This window comes from Pseudomonas fluorescens, assembly GCF_001902145.1.
In the GTDB taxonomy this organism is placed as follows: Bacteria; Pseudomonadota; Gammaproteobacteria; order Pseudomonadales; family Pseudomonadaceae; genus Aquipseudomonas; species Aquipseudomonas fluorescens_BV.
On sequence record NZ_MRST01000021.1, the window covers coordinates 202,296 to 219,130 of the forward strand.

Sequence of the window (16,835 nt, forward strand, 5' to 3'; positions counted from 1 at the left end):
CGCATGAACCTGGCGCGCTACCGTTTTGTGTTGTCCCGGCCCCTGCAATTGCTGCCGGTGCTGCTGGGCATCAGCCTGATCACCTTCGTGTTGGTGCGCTCGATTCCTGGCGACCCGGCGCGTGCCTTGCTGGGTTCGCGCAGCACGCCGGATGCGCTACTGAAGATCCGCGCCCAGTTCGGCCTCGACCAGCCCTTGTGGCTGCAGTACTTTTACTTCCTGAAAAACCTGCTCAAGGGCGACCTCGGCCAATCGCTGCTGTACAAGGTCGACGCGCTGAAACTGATCGTCACCCGGATCGAGCCGACTCTGGTGCTGGTGGTGGGCAGCGTGGTGCTCGCTTTGCTGATAGCGGTGCCACTGGCAACGATTGCCGCGCGCCAGCAAGGCCGTTGGGCGGACAAGCTGATCCGCGTGTTCACCACGGTCGGCCTGGGCATGCCGGCGTTCTGGCTGGGGTTGATGCTGATCCTGCTGCTCAGCGTGAAATGGGGCTTGTTCCCGGTGTCCGGTTATGGGCGCACCTGGCTGGACAAGGCGCACCACATGCTTTTGCCGTGCCTGACCATCGCCTTGGCGCTGTCGGCGGTGCTGGTGCGCAACCTGCGGGCCAGTATGTTGATGGAGTTGCAGGCGGACCATGTCACCGCTGCCCGGGCGCGCGGGCTGTCGGAGGCGGCGGTGTTTCGCCGGCATGTGCTGCCCAACGCCCTGGTGCCGGCGGTCAACCTGCTGGCGGTCAACATCGGCTGGCTGATCAGCGGCACGGTGGTCATCGAAAGCCTGTTCGCGATTCCGGGCATCGGCCAATTGCTGGTGCGCGGCATTTTCACCCGTGACTACATGGTGGTGCAGGGCGTGGCGATGGTGCTGGCCTGTGCCACGGTGGTGGTCAACTTCCTGGCCGACCTGGTGACCGTGGCCCTCGACCCGCGGGTAAAAATGCAATGAGCAGTCGCCCCCTGGTTGCCCCGTGGCGCTTGCGCCTGCGCTTTGGTTTTCGCAATGGCCGACTCACCGCCGCATGGGGGTTGTTGATCCTGTTCGCGTGGTTGGCCCTGGCGCTGTTTGCGCCGTGGGTCGCGCCCTATGACCCCATCGTGCAGGACACCAGCATGAGTTTGCTGGCCCCCAGCCTTGCCCATCCATTGGGTACGGACAATTACGGCCGGGATATCCTGTCGCGGGTGATCTGGGGCGCACGCATCGACCTGCAACTGGCGGTTATCGGGGTGATCTTCCCGTTCATCATTGGCACCTTTATCGGTGCGGTCTCGGGTTATATCGGCGGGCGTTTCGACAGTGTCTGCATGCGTGTTATCGATGTGGTGCTGGCATTCCCGTTCCTGGTGCTGATGCTGGCGATCATGGCCATCCTCGGGCCGGGCTTGCAGAGTTTTTATATCGCCATGGCACTGGTGGGCTGGGTGTCGTACGCGCGTCTGATTCGCTCGCAGATACTGGTGCTCAAGGAAAGCGAGTTCGCCCTGGCCGCCAAGAGCCTGGGGTTTGGCCATGGGCGCATTCTGTTCCGGCATTTGCTGCCCAATGCGCTGTTTGGCTCCATTGTGTTTTCCATGTCCGACGCGGTGCTGGTGCTGCTCAACGGCGCCGCCGTCAGCTACCTGGGCCTGGGTGTGCAACCGCCGACCGCCGAATGGGGGACGATGGTGGCCGAGGGGCAAGCCTTTATCACCACCGCCTGGTGGATCTGCACCTTCCCGGGCCTGGCCATCGTGACCTTGGCCATGGGCTTCAGCCTGTTGGCCGACGGCGTCGCACAGGTATTGGGGGAGCGCTCATGAGCCTGCTGCAGGTACGCGACCTCAGTGTCATCGCCACCAACGCCGGGCGTGAGGTCACCCTGGTGGATCGGGTGTCCTTCGACCTGGCCGAAGGTGAAATCCTTGGCCTGGTGGGCGAGAGCGGTTCCGGCAAGACCATGGCCTGTCGTGGCCTGATGCGTCTGTTGCCATCGCCCAATCTGCGCGTGCAGGGCGGTGCGGTGCAGTTGGCCGGCCAGGACCTGTTGGCGCTGGATGATGCCGGTATGCGCGCCGTGCGCGGCGGGCAGTTGGGCATGGTCTTCCAGAACCCCAGCAGCCACCTGGACCCGTTGATGCGCATCGGTGAGCAGATCGCCGAGGGCATCCGCCTGCACCAAGGTGCGTCGAAAAAAGACGCGCGCTTGCAGGCGATCGAGGTACTGCGTCAGGTCGGGATTCCTGATCCACAGGCGCGGGTCGACAACTACCCCCATGAGTTTTCCGGTGGCATGCGCCAGCGCGCAATGATCGCCGTCGCCCTGGGCTGTAACCCGAAGGTGTTGATCGCCGACGAACCGACCACTGCCCTGGATGTGACGGTGCAGGCGCAAATCCTGCGGCTGTTACTCGACCTGCGCGACCAGCGTGGCCTGTCGATCATCATGATCACCCATGACCTGGGCGTGGTGGCGCAAACCTGCGATGCCATCGCCGTGATGTATGCCGGGCGCCTGTGCGAGCACGGCAGCAAATACGAACTGCTGGCCCAGCCGCAACATCCGTACACCGCAGGCCTGATCGACTGCCAGCCGGCCCATAGCAGCGGGCATGCGTTGCTGCGCACCATTGCTGGCCAACCGCCGTTGCTCGATGCATTGCCCGACGGCTGCCGCTTCCACCCCCGCTGCCCACAGGCCGGCGCCTTGTGCACCGAGTTGCTGCCCCAGGGCGCACGCGTGGCCTGTCACTACCCGTTGGGAGCGCGCCCATGAGCTTGCTGCAGATCAAGGATTTGGACGTACGCTTTGCCGCGTCCGGCAGCGGCCTGTTTGGCCTCAACCGCCAGTGGGTGAGGGCGGTGAACGGGGTGTCGCTGAACCTCGCCGCCGGTGAAACACTGGGTTTGGTGGGCGAGTCCGGCAGTGGCAAAAGCACCCTCGGCCGGGCAATTCTGCACCTCAACCCGATCAGCGCCGGGCAGGTGTTGTTCGACGGTGTCGACATGGCCCATGGCAGCGCCATCGACATCGCCCGGCTGCGGCATGAAACCGCGATGATTTTCCAGGACCCCTACGCCGCGCTGAATCCGCGGCACTCCATCGGCGAAACCCTGGCCGAGGTGCTGCGGGTACAGCGCAAAGTGGCGGTGGGGCAGATTCCTGGACGCGTCAACGAACTGCTGGCGCTGGTTGGCCTAAGACCGGAGTTGGCCAGCCGTAAACCCGGCTCCCTCAGTGGCGGCCAATGCCAGCGTGTGGGTATCGCCCGGGCGCTGGCGGTAGAGCCGCGCCTGATCATTGCCGATGAATGCGTGGCGGCGCTGGATGTGTCGATCCAGGGCCAGATCATCAACCTGCTGTTGGAACTGCAGCAGCGTATGAACCTGGCGATTCTGTTTATCGCCCATGACCTGGCCATCGTGCGACGCCTGTGCGACCGCGTGGCGGTGATGTACCTGGGCAAGATCGTCGAGGAAGGCCCGGTGGAGGCGGTGTTCACCGCGCCGCGTCACCCGTATACGGCGGCGCTGATCCAGGCCATCCCGGAGATCGATCCGCACCGGCCATTGCCTGCGCAGCCATTGCCCGGCGAGCCGCCCAGCCCGCTGAATCTGCCGACAGGCTGTGCCTTTCACCCGCGTTGCCGGTATGCGCGAGCCATGTGTTCCACGGTATTGCCCCCCACCCATTTCCTGCACGAGCATCGGTACAGTTGCGTGCTTGAAGACCCTTTGCTTTGACCCTCTGCCATTCATTAACAAGGAGTTGTGATATGCACTCGCGCCACTTGAAATTGCTCGCCGCCGCTACTCTCACGGCCTGGTCGCTGACTGCTGGCCTGGCCCAGGCCGCCGGTGTGCTCACCATCGGCTGCCGTGAAGACAGCACCACCTTCGACCCGATCAAAAGCGCGCAAAACCGCGACACCTGGGTGTTTGCCAACGTCTACGACACCCTGGTGCGCGTGGATAACCTGGGCACCAAGATGGAACCGGGCCTCGCCGAAAGCTGGGACATTTCCAAGGATGGCCTGACCTACACCTTCAAGCTGCGCGAGGCGAAGTTCTCTGACGGCTCGCCGATCACCGCCGCCGACGCCGCGTTCAGCCTGCTGCGCATCCGCGACAACAAGGCCTCGTTGTGGAGCGACCCGTTCAGCCTGATCAACACCGCCACGGCCAGCGATGCCAAGACCCTGGTGGTCACCCTGAAAACCCCGGCGGTGGCCTTCCTCTCGCAACTGGCGTCGCCAACGGTGTCGATCCTGTCGGAAAAAGCCATGACCACGATGGGCGAAGACGCCTACTCGGAAAACCCGGTGACTTCCGGCGCGTTTACCGTGGACGAGTGGCGCAAGGGCGACCGCGTGATCCTGAAGAAAAACCCGAATTTCTGGCAGGCCAGCAGCGTGAGCCTGGACGGCGTGGAATGGGTGTCGGTGACCGATGACAACACGCGCATGCGCATGGTGCAGAACAACGAGCTCGACACGGCGATCTTCGTACCGTTCTCCCGGGTGCAAGAGCTGAAGAAAGACCAGAACGTGGTGATCCACGCCGACCCGTCCACCCGTGAAGATCACCTGTTGATCAACCACGAGCACGGCCTGTTGGCCAAGCCGCAAGTGCGCCAGGCCCTGGACATGGCCATCGACAAGCAATCACTGGTCAAAGCCGTCACTTACGGTCAAGGCACCGTGGCTTATTCCTACATTCCAAAGGGCTCGCTGTACCACTACGCCAACAACCTGCAACGCCCGTACGACCCGGCCGAAGCCAAGAAGCTGCTGGCCGCTGCGGGTGCCCAGGATTTGAAGCTCAACTACGTGGTCAACGCCGGCAACGAGGCCGACGAGCAGATTGCGGTGATCATCAAGGACCAGTTGGCCAAGGTCGGCGTGACCGCCAACCTGCAAAAAGTCGACCCGACCCAAAGCTGGCAGATGCTGGTGGACGGTGAGTACGACATTTCGGTGATGTACTGGACCAACGACATCCTCGACCCCGACCAGAAAACCACCTTCGTGCTGGGCCACGACACCAACCAGAACTACATGACCCGCTACAAGAACGACCAGGTCAAGGCCTTGGTGGCGGCCGCGCGGATCGAGGCAGACTCGGCCAAGCGCGAGCAGATGTATGTCGAGTTGCAGAAGCTGGCCAAACAGGATGTGAACTGGATTGACCTGTACTACAGCCCGTATATCAACATCTCACGCAAGAACGTGAGCAATTTCCTGCAGAACCCGTTGGGGCGCTTCACCTTGGAGGAAGTGGTGAAAAACTGAGTTTTTGACTACACCACAAAGCAGTGTGGGAGCTGGCTTGCCTGCTCCCACCTTCGTTTTGCGGTGTGTCAGGGCTTATTGCGCATCGAAGGCCTGGCCATTGATGCCCGCACTGTCCGGCCCCATCAGGTACAGGTACACCGGCATGATTTCTTCCGGCGCCGGCCTTTCCATCGGGTTTTCGCCCGGGTACGCCTGGGCACGCATACTGGTGCGGGTGCCGCCCGGGTTGATGCTGTTGGCGCGCACTGCGGCCACATCTTCCAGCTCATCGGCGAGGGTCTGCATCAGCCCCTCGGTGGCGAACTTGGACACGCCATAGGCACCCCAATAAGCACGGCCCTTGCGCCCGACGCTGCTGGAGGTGAACACCACCGACGCATCCTGGGACAGCTTGAGCAGCGGCAGCAAAGTGCTGGTCAGCATGAACATCGCGTTGACGTTGACGTGCATCACCCGCATGAAGTTCTCGCCGGACAACTGCTCGATGGGCGTGCGCGGGCCGATGATCGAGGCGTTGTGCAGCAGGCCGTCGAGGTGGCCGAATGCCTTTTCGATCATCGCTGCCAACTCATCGTATTGATGGGGCAGGGCGGTCTCCAGGTTGAACGGGATCACCACCGGCTGTGGGTGGCCCGCGGCTTCGATCTCGTCATACACCTGGGCCAGGTTGGCTTCGGTCTTGCCCAGCAACAGCACGGTGGCGCCATGGGCGGCATAGGTCTTCGCCGCTGCCGCGCCAATCCCGCGACCGGCGCCGGTTACCAGGATGATCCGGCCTTTGAGCAGTTCTGGCGGTGCAGAATAATCAAACATAAATAGCCTCAGATTTGAAAACGCTGAATCTCCCTGTGGGAGCGGGCTTGCTCGCGAATGCGGTGTGCCAGTCACTGAATCTGATACTGAAACACCGCATTCGCGAGCAAGCCCGCTCCCACATTTGGATCTCCATCGGTCAGTAAAGTCAGTGAACCATCAGCAACTGCACAGCGCGTTATCCAGCACCTTGCGCAACTCCAACGGGTGGTCCACCACCACATCGGCGCCCCAGTGGCGTGGGTTGTCGTCCGGGTGGATATAGCCATAGGTGACCGCCGCCGTGCGCGTACCGGCGTCGCGGCCGGATTCGATGTCGCGCAGGTCATCGCCCACGAACAGCACGCTGGCCGGGTCCAGTTTGAGCATCTTGCACGCCAGGATCATCGGCTCCGGGTCCGGCTTGCTGTTTTTCACATGGTCCGGGCAGATCAGCACGGCCGAACGCTCGGCCAGGCCCAGGCGCTGCATGATCGGTTCGGCAAACCGCAGCGGCTTGTTGGTGACCACGCCCCAGATCAGGTTGGCTTTCTCGATGTCTTCGAGCAGTTCGGCCATCCCGTCGAAGAGCCTGCTGTGGACTGCGCAGCCCTTGAGGTAGCGCTCGAGGAATTCCTGGCGCAGGTCCTCGAAGCCCGGGGATTCAGGGTCCATCGAGAAAGTCACGGCGACCATCGCCCGCGCACCGCCGGAGATTTCATCGCGGATGTGCTGGTCGTTGACTGGCGGCAGGCCGCGATCGGCGCGCATGGCCTGGCAGATGGCGATAAAGTCCGGCGCGGTGTCCAGCAGGGTACCGTCCATGTCGAAGAGAACCGCTCGCAACTTCACAGGCTTACTCCTCGCGCAGGGTCTGGATCATGTAGTTGACGTCAACGTCGTTGGCCAGCTTGTAGTGCTTGGTCAGCGGGTTGTAGGTCAGGCCGATGATGTCCTTGACGGTCAGCCCGGCCTGGCGGCTCCACGCACCCAGCTCGGAAGGGCGGATGAATTTCTTGAAATCATGGGTGCCGCGCGGCAGCAGTTTCATGATGTATTCGGCGCCGATGATCGCGAACAGGTAGGCCTTGGGGTTGCGGTTGATGGTGGAGAAGAACACCTGGCCCCCGGGCTTGACCATACGGAAGCAGGCGCGGATCACCGAGGACGGGTCTGGCACGTGTTCGAGCATTTCCAGGCAGGTGACCACGTCGAACTGCTCGGGCATTTCTTCGGCCAGGGCTTCGGCGGTGATCTGGCGGTATTCCACGCTCACGCCGGATTCGAGCTGGTGCAACTGGGCCACGGCCAGCGGCGCTTCACCCATGTCGATGCCCATGACGGTGGCGCCGCGCTGGGCCATGGCTTCGCTGAGGATGCCGCCGCCACAACCGACGTCCAGCACCTTCTTGCCGGCCAGGTTGACGCGCTCGTCAATCCAGTTGACCCGCAGTGGGTTGATATCGTGCAGGGGTTTGAATTCGCTCTCGCGGTCCCACCAGCGGTGAGCCAGGGCTTCAAACTTGGCGATTTCGGCGTGGTCGACGTTGCTCATGGTGAATCCTCTGAATCTGATAAGTCGGTGTGTCGCGGCTGAACCCAAGGCTTCAGCCGCGTCGTTATTCGCTGTGCCCGCTGATGCGTTGGCCCCAGGCAATGGCCGTGGCGGTCAACTGTTGTTCATCCATGCGGGTCAATTGCCGGTCGTCGAGCAATGGCTTGCCGGCGACCCAAAGGTGTTTCACGCAATCGCGTCCGGTGGCATATATAAGCTGTGAGACCGGATCGTAGATCGGTTGTTGCGCGAGCCCGGAAAGATCAAAGGCGACGATGTCTGCCGCCTTGCCGACTTCCAGGGAGCCAATCTGGCTGTCCAGGCCCATCGCCCTGGCACCGTTGAGTGTGGCCATGCGCAAGGCGCGATGGGCATCCAGCGCAGTGGCCGAACCGGCCACGGCTTTGGCCAGCATCGCCGCCGTTCGGGTTTCGCCGAGCAAATCCAGGTCATTGTTGCTGGCAGCGCCGTCGGTGCCGATGGCCACGTTGACGCCAGCCTGCCACAAGCGCTCCACCGGGCAAAAGCCGCTGGCCAGTTTCAGGTTCGATTCCGGGCAGTGAATGACGCTGGTGTTGCTTTCTACCAGCAAAGCCAGGTCGTCTTCGCTGATTTGGGTCATGTGTACGGCCTGAAAACGCGGGCCCAGCAGGCCAAGGCGAGCCAGGCGTGCCAGTGGTCGCTCGCCGGTCTGCTCGACGGCTTGCTGCACTTCAAAGGCGGTTTCGTGAACGTGCATATGGATCGCGGCGTCCAGCTCTTCGGCGATCACCCGGATCTTTTCCAGGTTGGCATCGCACACGGTGTAGGGCGCGTGGGGGCCGAAGGTGATTTTGATGCGCGGATGGTGCTTGAGGTCGCCGAACAGCTCGATACCCTGGCGAATCGCCTCGTCGGCACTGCTGGCGCCGGGAATCGGGAAGTCGAGGATCGGCAGCGCGATCTGCGCACGCATACCGCTGTTGTGCACGCAGTCACTGGCGACCTTTGGGTAGAAATACATGTCCGAGAAGCAGGTGATGCCGCCCTTGATCTGCTCGGCAATGGCCAGGTTGGTGCCGTCGCGCACGAACGCTTCATCAACCCACTTGGCTTCGGCGGGCCAGATGTGCTTTTCCAGCCAGGTCATTAGTGGCAAATCGTCGGCCAGGCCGCGGAACAGGGTCATGGCTGCATGGCCGTGGGCATTGACCAGGCCGGGGCTGAGCAGCATGCCGGGCAGTTCACGCACCTCTCGCGCCGCCAGCTTCAACGCCGCGTCCCGTGGCCCGATAAAGGCAATGCAGCCATCGCGAATACCCAGGCCGTGCTCCTTGAGCACCACGCCAGCGGGCTCGACGGGTACCAGCCAGGTCGGCAGCAGCAACAAGTCGAGCGGGGCGGCAGTGGAGGTCATCGCAGGCTTCTTCCCAGGCAGCTATAAAAGAAGGGCGAAGTATACCCGAGCGTCCTGGCTGGCGGATCGCTATAATCGGCGGCTTTTGTTCTTGAGTGCGGGGTAAGGGATGCGCGACCGACTGTTGGCTGCAGAGAAAGTGAAGGCCATCCAATGGCGTGATGGCGCGCTGCACCTGCTCGATCAGCGCGTTTTGCCGTCCCGGGAGCACTGGGTGGCCTGCCGTACCGTTGACGCGGTGGCCGACGCCATTCGCAACATGGTGGTGCGGGGCGCACCGGCCATCGGCATCTGCGCCGCCTATGGCTTGGTGCTGGCCGCCCGCGAGCGCATCGCCGAGGGTGGTGACTGGCAGGCCGCGTGGGAAGAAGACTACGCCTTGCTGGCCCATACCCGGCCGACCGCGTCGAACCTGTTCTGGGCCTTGCAGCGCATGCGCGACCGCCTGGACCGCCTCAAGCAGCACGCCGACCCGCTGGTGGTGCTGGAGGCCGAAGCCGTCGCGATCCATGAGAGCGATCGGGAAGCCAATGTGGTCATGGCCCAGCTGGGTATGGAGCGGATTCGCAAGCACCAGGGCAATGCCCAGGCGATCCTCACCCATGGCAACGCCGGCGCGTTGGCTTGCGGCGGCGTTGGCACAGCCCTCGGGGTGATTCACGCGGCGTATCTGGAGGGGTTGGTCGAGCAGGTCTATGTCAACGAAACCCGCCCATGGCTGCAAGGCTCGCGTCTGACGGCGTGGGAGTTGGCGGGCCAGGGCATTCCGGTGGCGGTGAATGCCGACTCAGCGGGGGCGCATATCCTCAAGACCAAAGGCGTGACCTGGGTGGTGGTGGGTGCTGACTGTATTGCGGCCAATGGCGATGTGATCAGCAAGATCGGCACTTATCAGTTGGCCGTCTGTGCCATGCACCATGGCGTGCGCTTTATGGTGGTGGCGCCGAGTTCGACCCTCGATTTGATGATGGCTACGGGTGATGATGTTGCGCTGGAGCAGCGGGATATCGGCGAGCTGCTTGAGGTTGATGGGCAGCGGTTGGACGTGCAGGCGTTCAATCCGGTGTTTGATGTGACCCCTGCGGATCTGGTTGATGTCATCGTCACTGAAAAGGGCGTGGTGGAGCGGCCGGATGTCGCCAAGTTGGCCAAGTTGATGTGTCGTAAGCGGCTGCATTGAGGGCTTTGGCGCCTGTGGGGACGCTATCGCAGGCAAGCCAGCTCCCACATTTGATTTGTGAATACATTTAAATGTGGGAGCTGGCTTGCCTGCGATTGGCCCTTGAAGTCAATAAAACTTCTGCATTCCACCCTCGCAAAAAAGCACCACCGCGCCTCTGAGCCCCTCTCGTCCCCTTCAAGCCTGTCATCCGTCAAATTACTAGCCTCCATGCGCATCAGGGGGATAGGTGCGTGGCGGCGATTGTGATAACATCCGGCGGTTTCCAGGGCTGCCCCGAGGGGTTGCCTATAACGTGCAGATCCGTGACATAACTCGTTGATTTGTCGTAAGTCGTTGTCAGGCACCGTGCCGGCAGCGGCGAGCTTCGTTCGTCCCGAATGGATGTGACGAGGTTTCACCCGAAAAAGGAATCAGGCTTCTCATGGGCGAACTGGCCAAAGAAATCCTCCCGGTCAATATCGAAGACGAGCTGAAACAGTCCTACCTCGACTACGCGATGAGCGTAATTGTCGGTCGGGCACTGCCTGATGCGCGCGATGGCTTGAAGCCCGTGCACCGGCGTGTGCTGTTCGCGATGAGCGAGCTGGGTAACGACTGGAACAAGCCGTACAAGAAATCTGCCCGTGTTGTCGGTGACGTGATCGGTAAGTATCACCCTCACGGCGACACTGCGGTGTACGACACCATCGTTCGGATGGCGCAGCCGTTTTCCCTGCGTTACCTGCTGGTAGACGGCCAGGGCAACTTCGGTTCGGTGGACGGCGACAACGCCGCGGCCATGCGATACACCGAAGTGCGCATGACCAAGCTGGCGCACGAGCTGCTGGCCGACCTGCATAAAGAAACCGTGGACTGGGTGCCGAACTACGACGGCACCGAAATGATCCCGGCTGTCATGCCAACCCGTATTCCCAACCTGCTGGTCAACGGTTCCAGCGGTATCGCCGTGGGCATGGCCACCAATATCCCGCCGCACAACCTCGGTGAAGTCATCGACGGTTGCCTGGCCCTCATCGACAACCCTGAGCTGACCGTCGATGAGCTGATGCAATACATCCCCGGCCCGGACTTCCCGACCGCCGCGATCATCAACGGTCGCGCCGGTATCATCGAAGCCTACCGCACCGGTCGTGGGCGCATTTACATGCGCGCCCGCTCGATGATCGAAGACATCGACAAGGTCGGTGGCCGCCAACAGATCGTCATCACCGAACTCCCGTACCAGCTGAACAAGGCACGCTTGATCGAGAAGATCGCCGAGCTGGTCAAAGAGAAGAAGCTCGAAGGCATCACCGAACTGCGCGACGAGTCCGACAAAGACGGTATGCGCGTGGTGATCGAGCTGCGCCGTGGCGAAGTGCCTGAGGTGATCCTCAACAACCTCTACGCCCAGACCCAGCTGCAAAGCGTGTTCGGTATCAACGTGGTTGCCCTGATCGACGGCCGCCCGCGCATCCTGAACCTCAAGGACCTGCTCGAAGCCTTCGTGCGTCACCGCCGCGAAGTGGTCACCCGCCGCACCGTGTTCGAACTGCGCAAGGCCCGTGAGCGCGGCCACATCCTGGAAGGCCAGGCGGTTGCGCTGTCGAACATCGACCCGGTGATCGCCCTGATCAAGGCCTCGCCGACGCCGTCGGAAGCCAAGGAAGCACTGATCAAGATGCCATGGGAATCCAGCGCCGTGGTCGCGATGGTTGAACGCGCCGGTGCCGACTCGTGCCGCCCCGAGACCCTGGACCCGCAATACGGCCTGCGCGAAGGCAAGTACTTCCTGTCGCCGGAACAGGCCCAGGCCATCCTGGAACTGCGCCTGCACCGCCTCACCGGCCTGGAACACGAGAAGCTGCTGGCCGAGTACCAGGAAATCCTCAACCAGATCGGCGAGCTGATCCGCATCCTCAACAGCGCCGTGCGCCTGATGGAAGTGATCCGCGAAGAACTGGAAGTGATCCGCGCCGAATACGGCGACGTGCGCCGCACCGAAATCCTCGATGCGCGTCTGGACCTGACCCTGGGTGACATGATCCCGGAAGAAGAACGCGTGGTGACCATCTCCCACGGCGGCTATGCCAAGACCCAGCCGCTGGCGGCCTACCAGGCCCAGCGTCGTGGCGGTAAAGGTAAATCGGCTACCGGCGTGAAGGATGAGGACTACATCGCTCACCTGCTGGTCGCCAACAGCCACACCACGCTGCTGCTGTTCTCCAGCAAGGGCAAGGTGTACTGGCTCAAGACCTACGAAATCCCGGAAGCCTCCCGCGCTGCCCGTGGTCGTCCGTTGGTCAACCTGCTGCCGCTGGATAGTGACGAATACATCACCACCATGCTGCCGGTCGAGGAATACACCGAAGGTCACTTCATCTTCATGGCCACCGCCAAAGGCACCGTGAAGAAGACCCCGCTGGAATCCTTCAGCCGTCAACGCAGCGTGGGCCTGATCGCCCTGGAGTTGGATGAAGGCGACGTGCTGATTTCCGCAGCCATCACTGATGGCGAGCGCGAAGTCATGCTGTTCTCCGATGGCGGCAAGGTCACACGCTTCAAGGAATCCGACGTACGTGCCATGGGCCGTACCGCCCGCGGTGTACGCGGCATGCGCCTGCCGGAAGGGCAGAAGCTGATTTCCATGCTGATCCCGGAAGAAGGCAGCCAGATCCTCACCGCTTCCGAGCGTGGTTATGGCAAGCGCACCGCCATCAGCGAGTTCCCGGAGTACAAGCGTGGCGGCCAGGGCGTGATCGCCATGGTCAGCAACGACCGTAACGGCCGTCTGGTCGGCGCGGTGCAGGTGCTCGATGGCGAAGAAATCATGCTGATTTCCGACCAGGGCACCCTGGTGCGTACCCGTGTGGCGGAAGTGTCGAGCCTGGGCCGTAACACCCAGGGCGTGACCCTGATCAAGCTGGCCAAGGACGAAAAACTGGTCGGCCTGGAGCGTGTGCAGGAGCCTTCGGAAGTCGAAGGTGAAGAGCTCGAAGGTGAGGAATTTGAAGGCGAGGTGATCGCAGCTGGCGATGACAACGTTGACGAGCCAACCCTCGACGCTGCCGCAGACGAAGAAGAACCGCAGGAGTAAGCGGACACACAGGGGGCGGATGAAGATTCGCCCCCTTGTTGTTTGTCCGGATGGAAATATCGACAACCATGGAGATCCCTTGTGGGAGCGGGCTTGCTCGCGAAGGCGGACTGACATTCACCCAAGGTGGCGCCTGTTAGATCGATTTCGCGAGCAAGCCCGCTCCCACATTGGGTCCGGTGTCGGCTGATATGTTTGCCTGACTACCACCAGATCAGAGTGAGATTGGATGTGAGCAAGAGAGCCTATAACTTCTGTGCCGGTCCCGCGGCGCTTCCTGAAGCAGTCCTGCAGCGTGCGCAGGGTGAACTCCTCGACTGGCATGGAAAAGGCCTCTCCGTGATGGAAATGAGCCATCGCAGCGATGAGTTCGTGTCCATCGCCAACAAGGCCGAGCAAGACCTGCGCGACTTGCTGGACATCCCATCCAATTACAAAGTGCTGTTCCTGCAAGGTGGTGCGAGCCAGCAGTTCGCCCAGTTACCGCTGAACCTGCTGCCCGAAGGCGGCACTGCCGACTATATCGACACCGGTATCTGGGGTCAGAAGGCCATTGAAGAGGCCTCGCGCTACGGCCATGTCAACGTGGCAGGCACCGCCAAGCCCTACGACTACTTCGCCATTCCCGGTCAGAATGAGTGGAAGCTGTCCAAGGACGCGGCCTACGTTCACTACGTCGCGAACGAAACCATCGGTGGCCTGGAATTTGATTGGGTGCCGCAAGTAGGTGACGTGCCACTGGTGTGCGACATGTCCTCGGACATCCTCTCGCGCCCGATCGACGTGTCCAAGTACGGCATGATCTACGCCGGCGCGCAGAAGAACATCGGCCCGAGCGGCATCCTGGTCAATATCATCCGCGAAGACCTGCTGGGTCGCGCCCGCTCGCTGTGCCCGACCATGCTCAACTACAAGGTCGCGGCCGATAACGGCTCGATGTACAACACCCCGCCGGCGTTTGCCTGGTACCTGTCGGGCCTGGTGTTCGAATGGCTCAAGGAGCAGGGCGGCGTGGCGGCCATGGGCAAGCTCAACGAAGAGAAGAAGCGCGTCCTGTACGATTTCATCGACGCCAGCGGCCTGTACAGCAACCCGATCAATCTCACCGACCGCTCGTGGATGAACGTGCCGTTCCGCCTGGCTGATGATCGTCTGGACAAGCCGTTCCTGGCTGGCGCCGACGAACGCGGCCTGCTGAACCTCAAGGGCCACCGCTCGGTGGGTGGCATGCGCGCCTCCATTTATAACGCCGTCGACATCCACGCCATCAATGCGCTGGTTGCCTACATGGCAGAGTTCGAGAAGGAACACGGCTAATGTCTGAGCAAGAACTCAAGGCCCTGCGCGTACGCATTGACAGCCTGGACGAGAAAGTCCTGGAGCTGATCAGTGAGCGTGCGCGCTGCGCCCAGGAAGTGGCCCGGGTGAAGATGGCTTCCCTCGCGGAAGGCGAAGTGCCGGTGTTCTACCGCCCCGAGCGTGAAGCCCAGGTGCTCAAGCGTGTGATGGAACGCAACAAGGGGCCGTTGGGCAACGAAGAGATGGCGCGGTTGTTCCGTGAAATCATGTCCTCGTGCCTGGCGCTGGAGCAGCCGCTGAAAGTGGCTTACCTCGGCCCTGAAGGCACCTTCACCCAGGCAGCGGCCATGAAGCACTTCGGCCATGCGGTAATCAGCAAGCCGATGGCGGCTATCGACGAAGTCTTCCGTGAAGTCGCGGCCGGTGCGGTGAATTTTGGCGTGGTGCCGGTGGAAAACTCCACCGAAGGCGCGGTCAACCACACGTTGGACAGCTTCCTCGAACACGACATGGTCATCTGCGGTGAGGTGGAGTTGCGTATCCACCACCACTTGCTGGTGGGTGAAAACACCAAGACCGACAGCATCAGCCGTATCTATTCCCACGCCCAGTCCCTGGCCCAGTGCCGCAAGTGGCTGGACGCCCATTACCCGAATGTCGAGCGCGTGGCGGTGTCCAGCAACGCCGAAGCGGCCAAGCGGGTCAAGGGGGAGTGGAACTCGGCGGCGATTGCCGGCGATATGGCTGCCGGCCTGTACGGCCTGACGCGCCTGGCCGAGAAGATCGAAGATCGCCCGGATAACTCCACGCGCTTTTTGATGATCGGCAGCCAGGAAGTGCCGCCCACCGGCGACGACAAGACCTCGATCATCGTTTCCATGAGCAACAAACCCGGCGCGCTGCATGAGCTGCTGGTGCCGTTCCACGATAACGGGATTGACCTGACGCGCATCGAGACTCGTCCTTCGCGCAGCGGTAAATGGACCTACGTGTTCTTTATTGATTTCATTGGCCATCACCGCGACCCGCTGGTCAAAGGTGTGCTGGAGAAGATCAGTCAGGAAGCCGTGGCACTCAAGGTGCTGGGCTCTTACCCGAAAGCGGTTTTGTGAGGCTTTGACATGAGTGGCAACTTCCTCGCCCTGGCGCAGCCGGGCGTGCAACAACTCTCGCCTTACGTTCCAGGCAAGCCTGTGGACGAGCTGGCCCGCGAGTTGAATCTGGATCCGTCTAAAATCGTCAAGCTGGCGAGTAACGAAAACCCGCTGGGTCCGAGCCCCAAAGTGTTGGCGGCCATTCGTGAAGAGCTGGCCGAGCTGACCCGTTATCCCGATGGCAACGGTTTTGCTCTCAAGTCGCTGCTGGCAGAAAAATGCCGGGTCGAGCTGAATCAAGTGACCTTGGGCAACGGCTCCAACGACATCCTTGAGCTGGTCGGCCGTGCCTACCTGGCGCCAGGTTTGAATGCGGTGTTCAGCGAGCACGCGTTTGCGGTCTACCCGATCGTGACCCAGGCGGTGGGGGCGGATGCTCGGGTGATTCCTGCCAAGGACTGGGGTCATGACTTGCCGGCGATGCTGGCGGCCATCGATGCCCGGACTCGCGTGGTGTTTATCGCCAATCCGAACAACCCGACCGGCACCTGGTTTGACGAGCAGGCACTGAACGAATTCCTGCAGGGCGTGCCGGAGCATGTGCTGGTTGTGCTGGACGAAGCCTACATCGAGTACGCCGAAGGCAGCGACCTGCCCGACGGCCTGGATTTCCTCGCGGCCTACCCGAACCTGCTGGTGTCGCGTACGTTCTCCAAGGCTTATGGCCTGGCGTCGTTGCGGGTCGGTTATGGCTTGTCCACGCCCGTGGTGGCCGATGTGCTGAACCGCGTGCGCCAGCCGTTCAACGTCAACAGCCTGGCCCTGGCGGCCGCCTGTGCGGCGGTGAAGGATGCCCAATACCTGGAAGAAGGCCGTCGCCTCAACGAAAGCGGCATGCTGCAATTGCAGGAAGGCTTTCGTGAGTTGGGCCTGGGCTGGATTCCGTCCAAGGGCAACTTCATCTGCGTCGACCTCGGCCAAGTGGCCGCGCCGGTGTTCCAGGGCTTGCTGCGCGAGGGCGTGATCGTGCGCCCCGTGGCCAACTACGGCATGCCGAACCACCTGCGTATCACCATCGGTTTGCCGGCTGAGAACAGCCGCTTCCTTGAGGCGTTGGCCAAGGTTCTGACCCGTGGTTGATGTCACTGCATTGCAACCTGCTGT

14 protein-coding genes are annotated in these 16,835 nt (G+C 62.0%); 10 read left to right on the forward strand and 4 right to left on the reverse strand.

The features are described 5' to 3' along the window. Positions 1 to 3: 3 nt before the first annotated feature. The 5 genes from BUE92_RS09585 to BUE92_RS09605 are packed head-to-tail and all read left to right on the forward strand — an operon-like array spanning position 4 to position 5,273. Complete coding sequence (locus BUE92_RS09585) at positions 4 to 951, forward strand: ABC transporter permease (protein ID WP_073523354.1); 948 nt, start codon at positions 4 to 6, stop codon at positions 949 to 951. Further along, positions 948 to 1,805: an ABC transporter permease gene (locus tag BUE92_RS09590; protein ID WP_073523357.1), complete on the forward strand. Its 858-nt coding sequence runs from the start codon at positions 948 to 950 to the stop codon at positions 1,803 to 1,805. Before BUE92_RS09585 ends, BUE92_RS09590 begins: the two co-directional genes overlap by 4 nt. After that, positions 1,802 to 2,758: an ABC transporter ATP-binding protein gene (locus BUE92_RS09595; protein ID WP_073523358.1), complete on the forward strand. Its 957-nt coding sequence runs from the start codon at positions 1,802 to 1,804 to the stop codon at positions 2,756 to 2,758. Before BUE92_RS09590 ends, BUE92_RS09595 begins: the two co-directional genes overlap by 4 nt. Next, complete coding sequence (locus BUE92_RS09600) at positions 2,755 to 3,726, forward strand: ABC transporter ATP-binding protein (protein ID WP_073523359.1); 972 nt, start codon at positions 2,755 to 2,757, stop codon at positions 3,724 to 3,726. The genes BUE92_RS09595 and BUE92_RS09600 overlap by 4 nt, the downstream gene beginning before the upstream one ends. A 32-nt stretch (positions 3,727 to 3,758) precedes the next feature. Then, the gene (locus BUE92_RS09605) at positions 3,759 to 5,273 is read left to right on the forward strand and encodes an ABC transporter substrate-binding protein (protein ID WP_073523360.1); all 1,515 of its coding nucleotides are present in this window, start codon (positions 3,759 to 3,761) and stop codon (positions 5,271 to 5,273) included. 75 nt (positions 5,274 to 5,348) lie between these two features. Here the strand turns inward: BUE92_RS09605 and BUE92_RS09610 are convergent, their stop codons facing one another. The 4 genes from BUE92_RS09610 to BUE92_RS09625 all read right to left on the reverse strand — a co-directional run bounded on the left by BUE92_RS09610 (position 5,349) and on the right by BUE92_RS09625 (position 9,019). After that, positions 5,349 to 6,089, reverse strand: a complete 741-nt coding sequence (locus BUE92_RS09610) for a YciK family oxidoreductase (RefSeq protein ID WP_014717613.1) — start codon at positions 6,087 to 6,089, stop codon at positions 5,349 to 5,351. A gap of 159 nt (positions 6,090 to 6,248) precedes the next feature. Next, positions 6,249 to 6,920 (reverse strand): N-acetylmuramic acid 6-phosphate phosphatase MupP, encoded by a 672-nt coding sequence (mupP, locus tag BUE92_RS09615; protein WP_073523361.1) that lies wholly within the window; start codon positions 6,918 to 6,920, stop codon positions 6,249 to 6,251. Positions 6,921 to 6,924: 4 nt separating this feature from the next. Further along, positions 6,925 to 7,623 carry a bifunctional 2-polyprenyl-6-hydroxyphenol methylase/3-demethylubiquinol 3-O-methyltransferase UbiG gene (ubiG, locus tag BUE92_RS09620; protein WP_003189760.1) on the reverse strand — a complete coding sequence of 233 codons (699 nt, stop codon included), beginning with the start codon at positions 7,621 to 7,623 and terminating at the stop codon, positions 6,925 to 6,927. Between the two features lie 64 nt (positions 7,624 to 7,687). Continuing rightward, the gene (locus tag BUE92_RS09625) at positions 7,688 to 9,019 is read right to left on the reverse strand and encodes a TRZ/ATZ family hydrolase (protein WP_032892794.1); all 1,332 of its coding nucleotides are present in this window, start codon (positions 9,017 to 9,019) and stop codon (positions 7,688 to 7,690) included. A gap of 109 nt (positions 9,020 to 9,128) precedes the next feature. On the opposite strand from BUE92_RS09625, the gene mtnA reads away from it, so the two are divergent. From mtnA to hisC, 5 genes are all read left to right on the forward strand, one after another. After that, a complete protein-coding gene (gene mtnA, locus BUE92_RS09630) occupies positions 9,129 to 10,199 on the forward strand; it encodes an S-methyl-5-thioribose-1-phosphate isomerase (RefSeq protein ID WP_073523362.1) in 1,071 nt (356 codons plus the stop codon). A gap of 424 nt (positions 10,200 to 10,623) precedes the next feature. Continuing rightward, entirely contained in the window at positions 10,624 to 13,278 is a 2,655-nt protein-coding gene (gene gyrA, locus BUE92_RS09635) for a DNA gyrase subunit A (RefSeq protein WP_073523363.1), read from the forward strand. 231 nt (positions 13,279 to 13,509) lie between these two features. Continuing rightward, positions 13,510 to 14,595, forward strand: coding sequence for a 3-phosphoserine/phosphohydroxythreonine transaminase (serC, locus tag BUE92_RS09640; RefSeq protein WP_073523366.1), 1,086 nt, complete (start codon positions 13,510 to 13,512; stop codon positions 14,593 to 14,595). Further along, entirely contained in the window at positions 14,595 to 15,689 is a 1,095-nt protein-coding gene (gene pheA / locus BUE92_RS09645) for a prephenate dehydratase (protein WP_003172650.1), read from the forward strand. Before serC ends, pheA begins: the two co-directional genes overlap by 1 nt. A 9-nt stretch (positions 15,690 to 15,698) precedes the next feature. After that, the gene (gene hisC, locus BUE92_RS09650) at positions 15,699 to 16,811 is read left to right on the forward strand and encodes a histidinol-phosphate transaminase (RefSeq protein ID WP_073523368.1); all 1,113 of its coding nucleotides are present in this window, start codon (positions 15,699 to 15,701) and stop codon (positions 16,809 to 16,811) included. Positions 16,812 to 16,835: the final 24 nt, after the last annotated feature.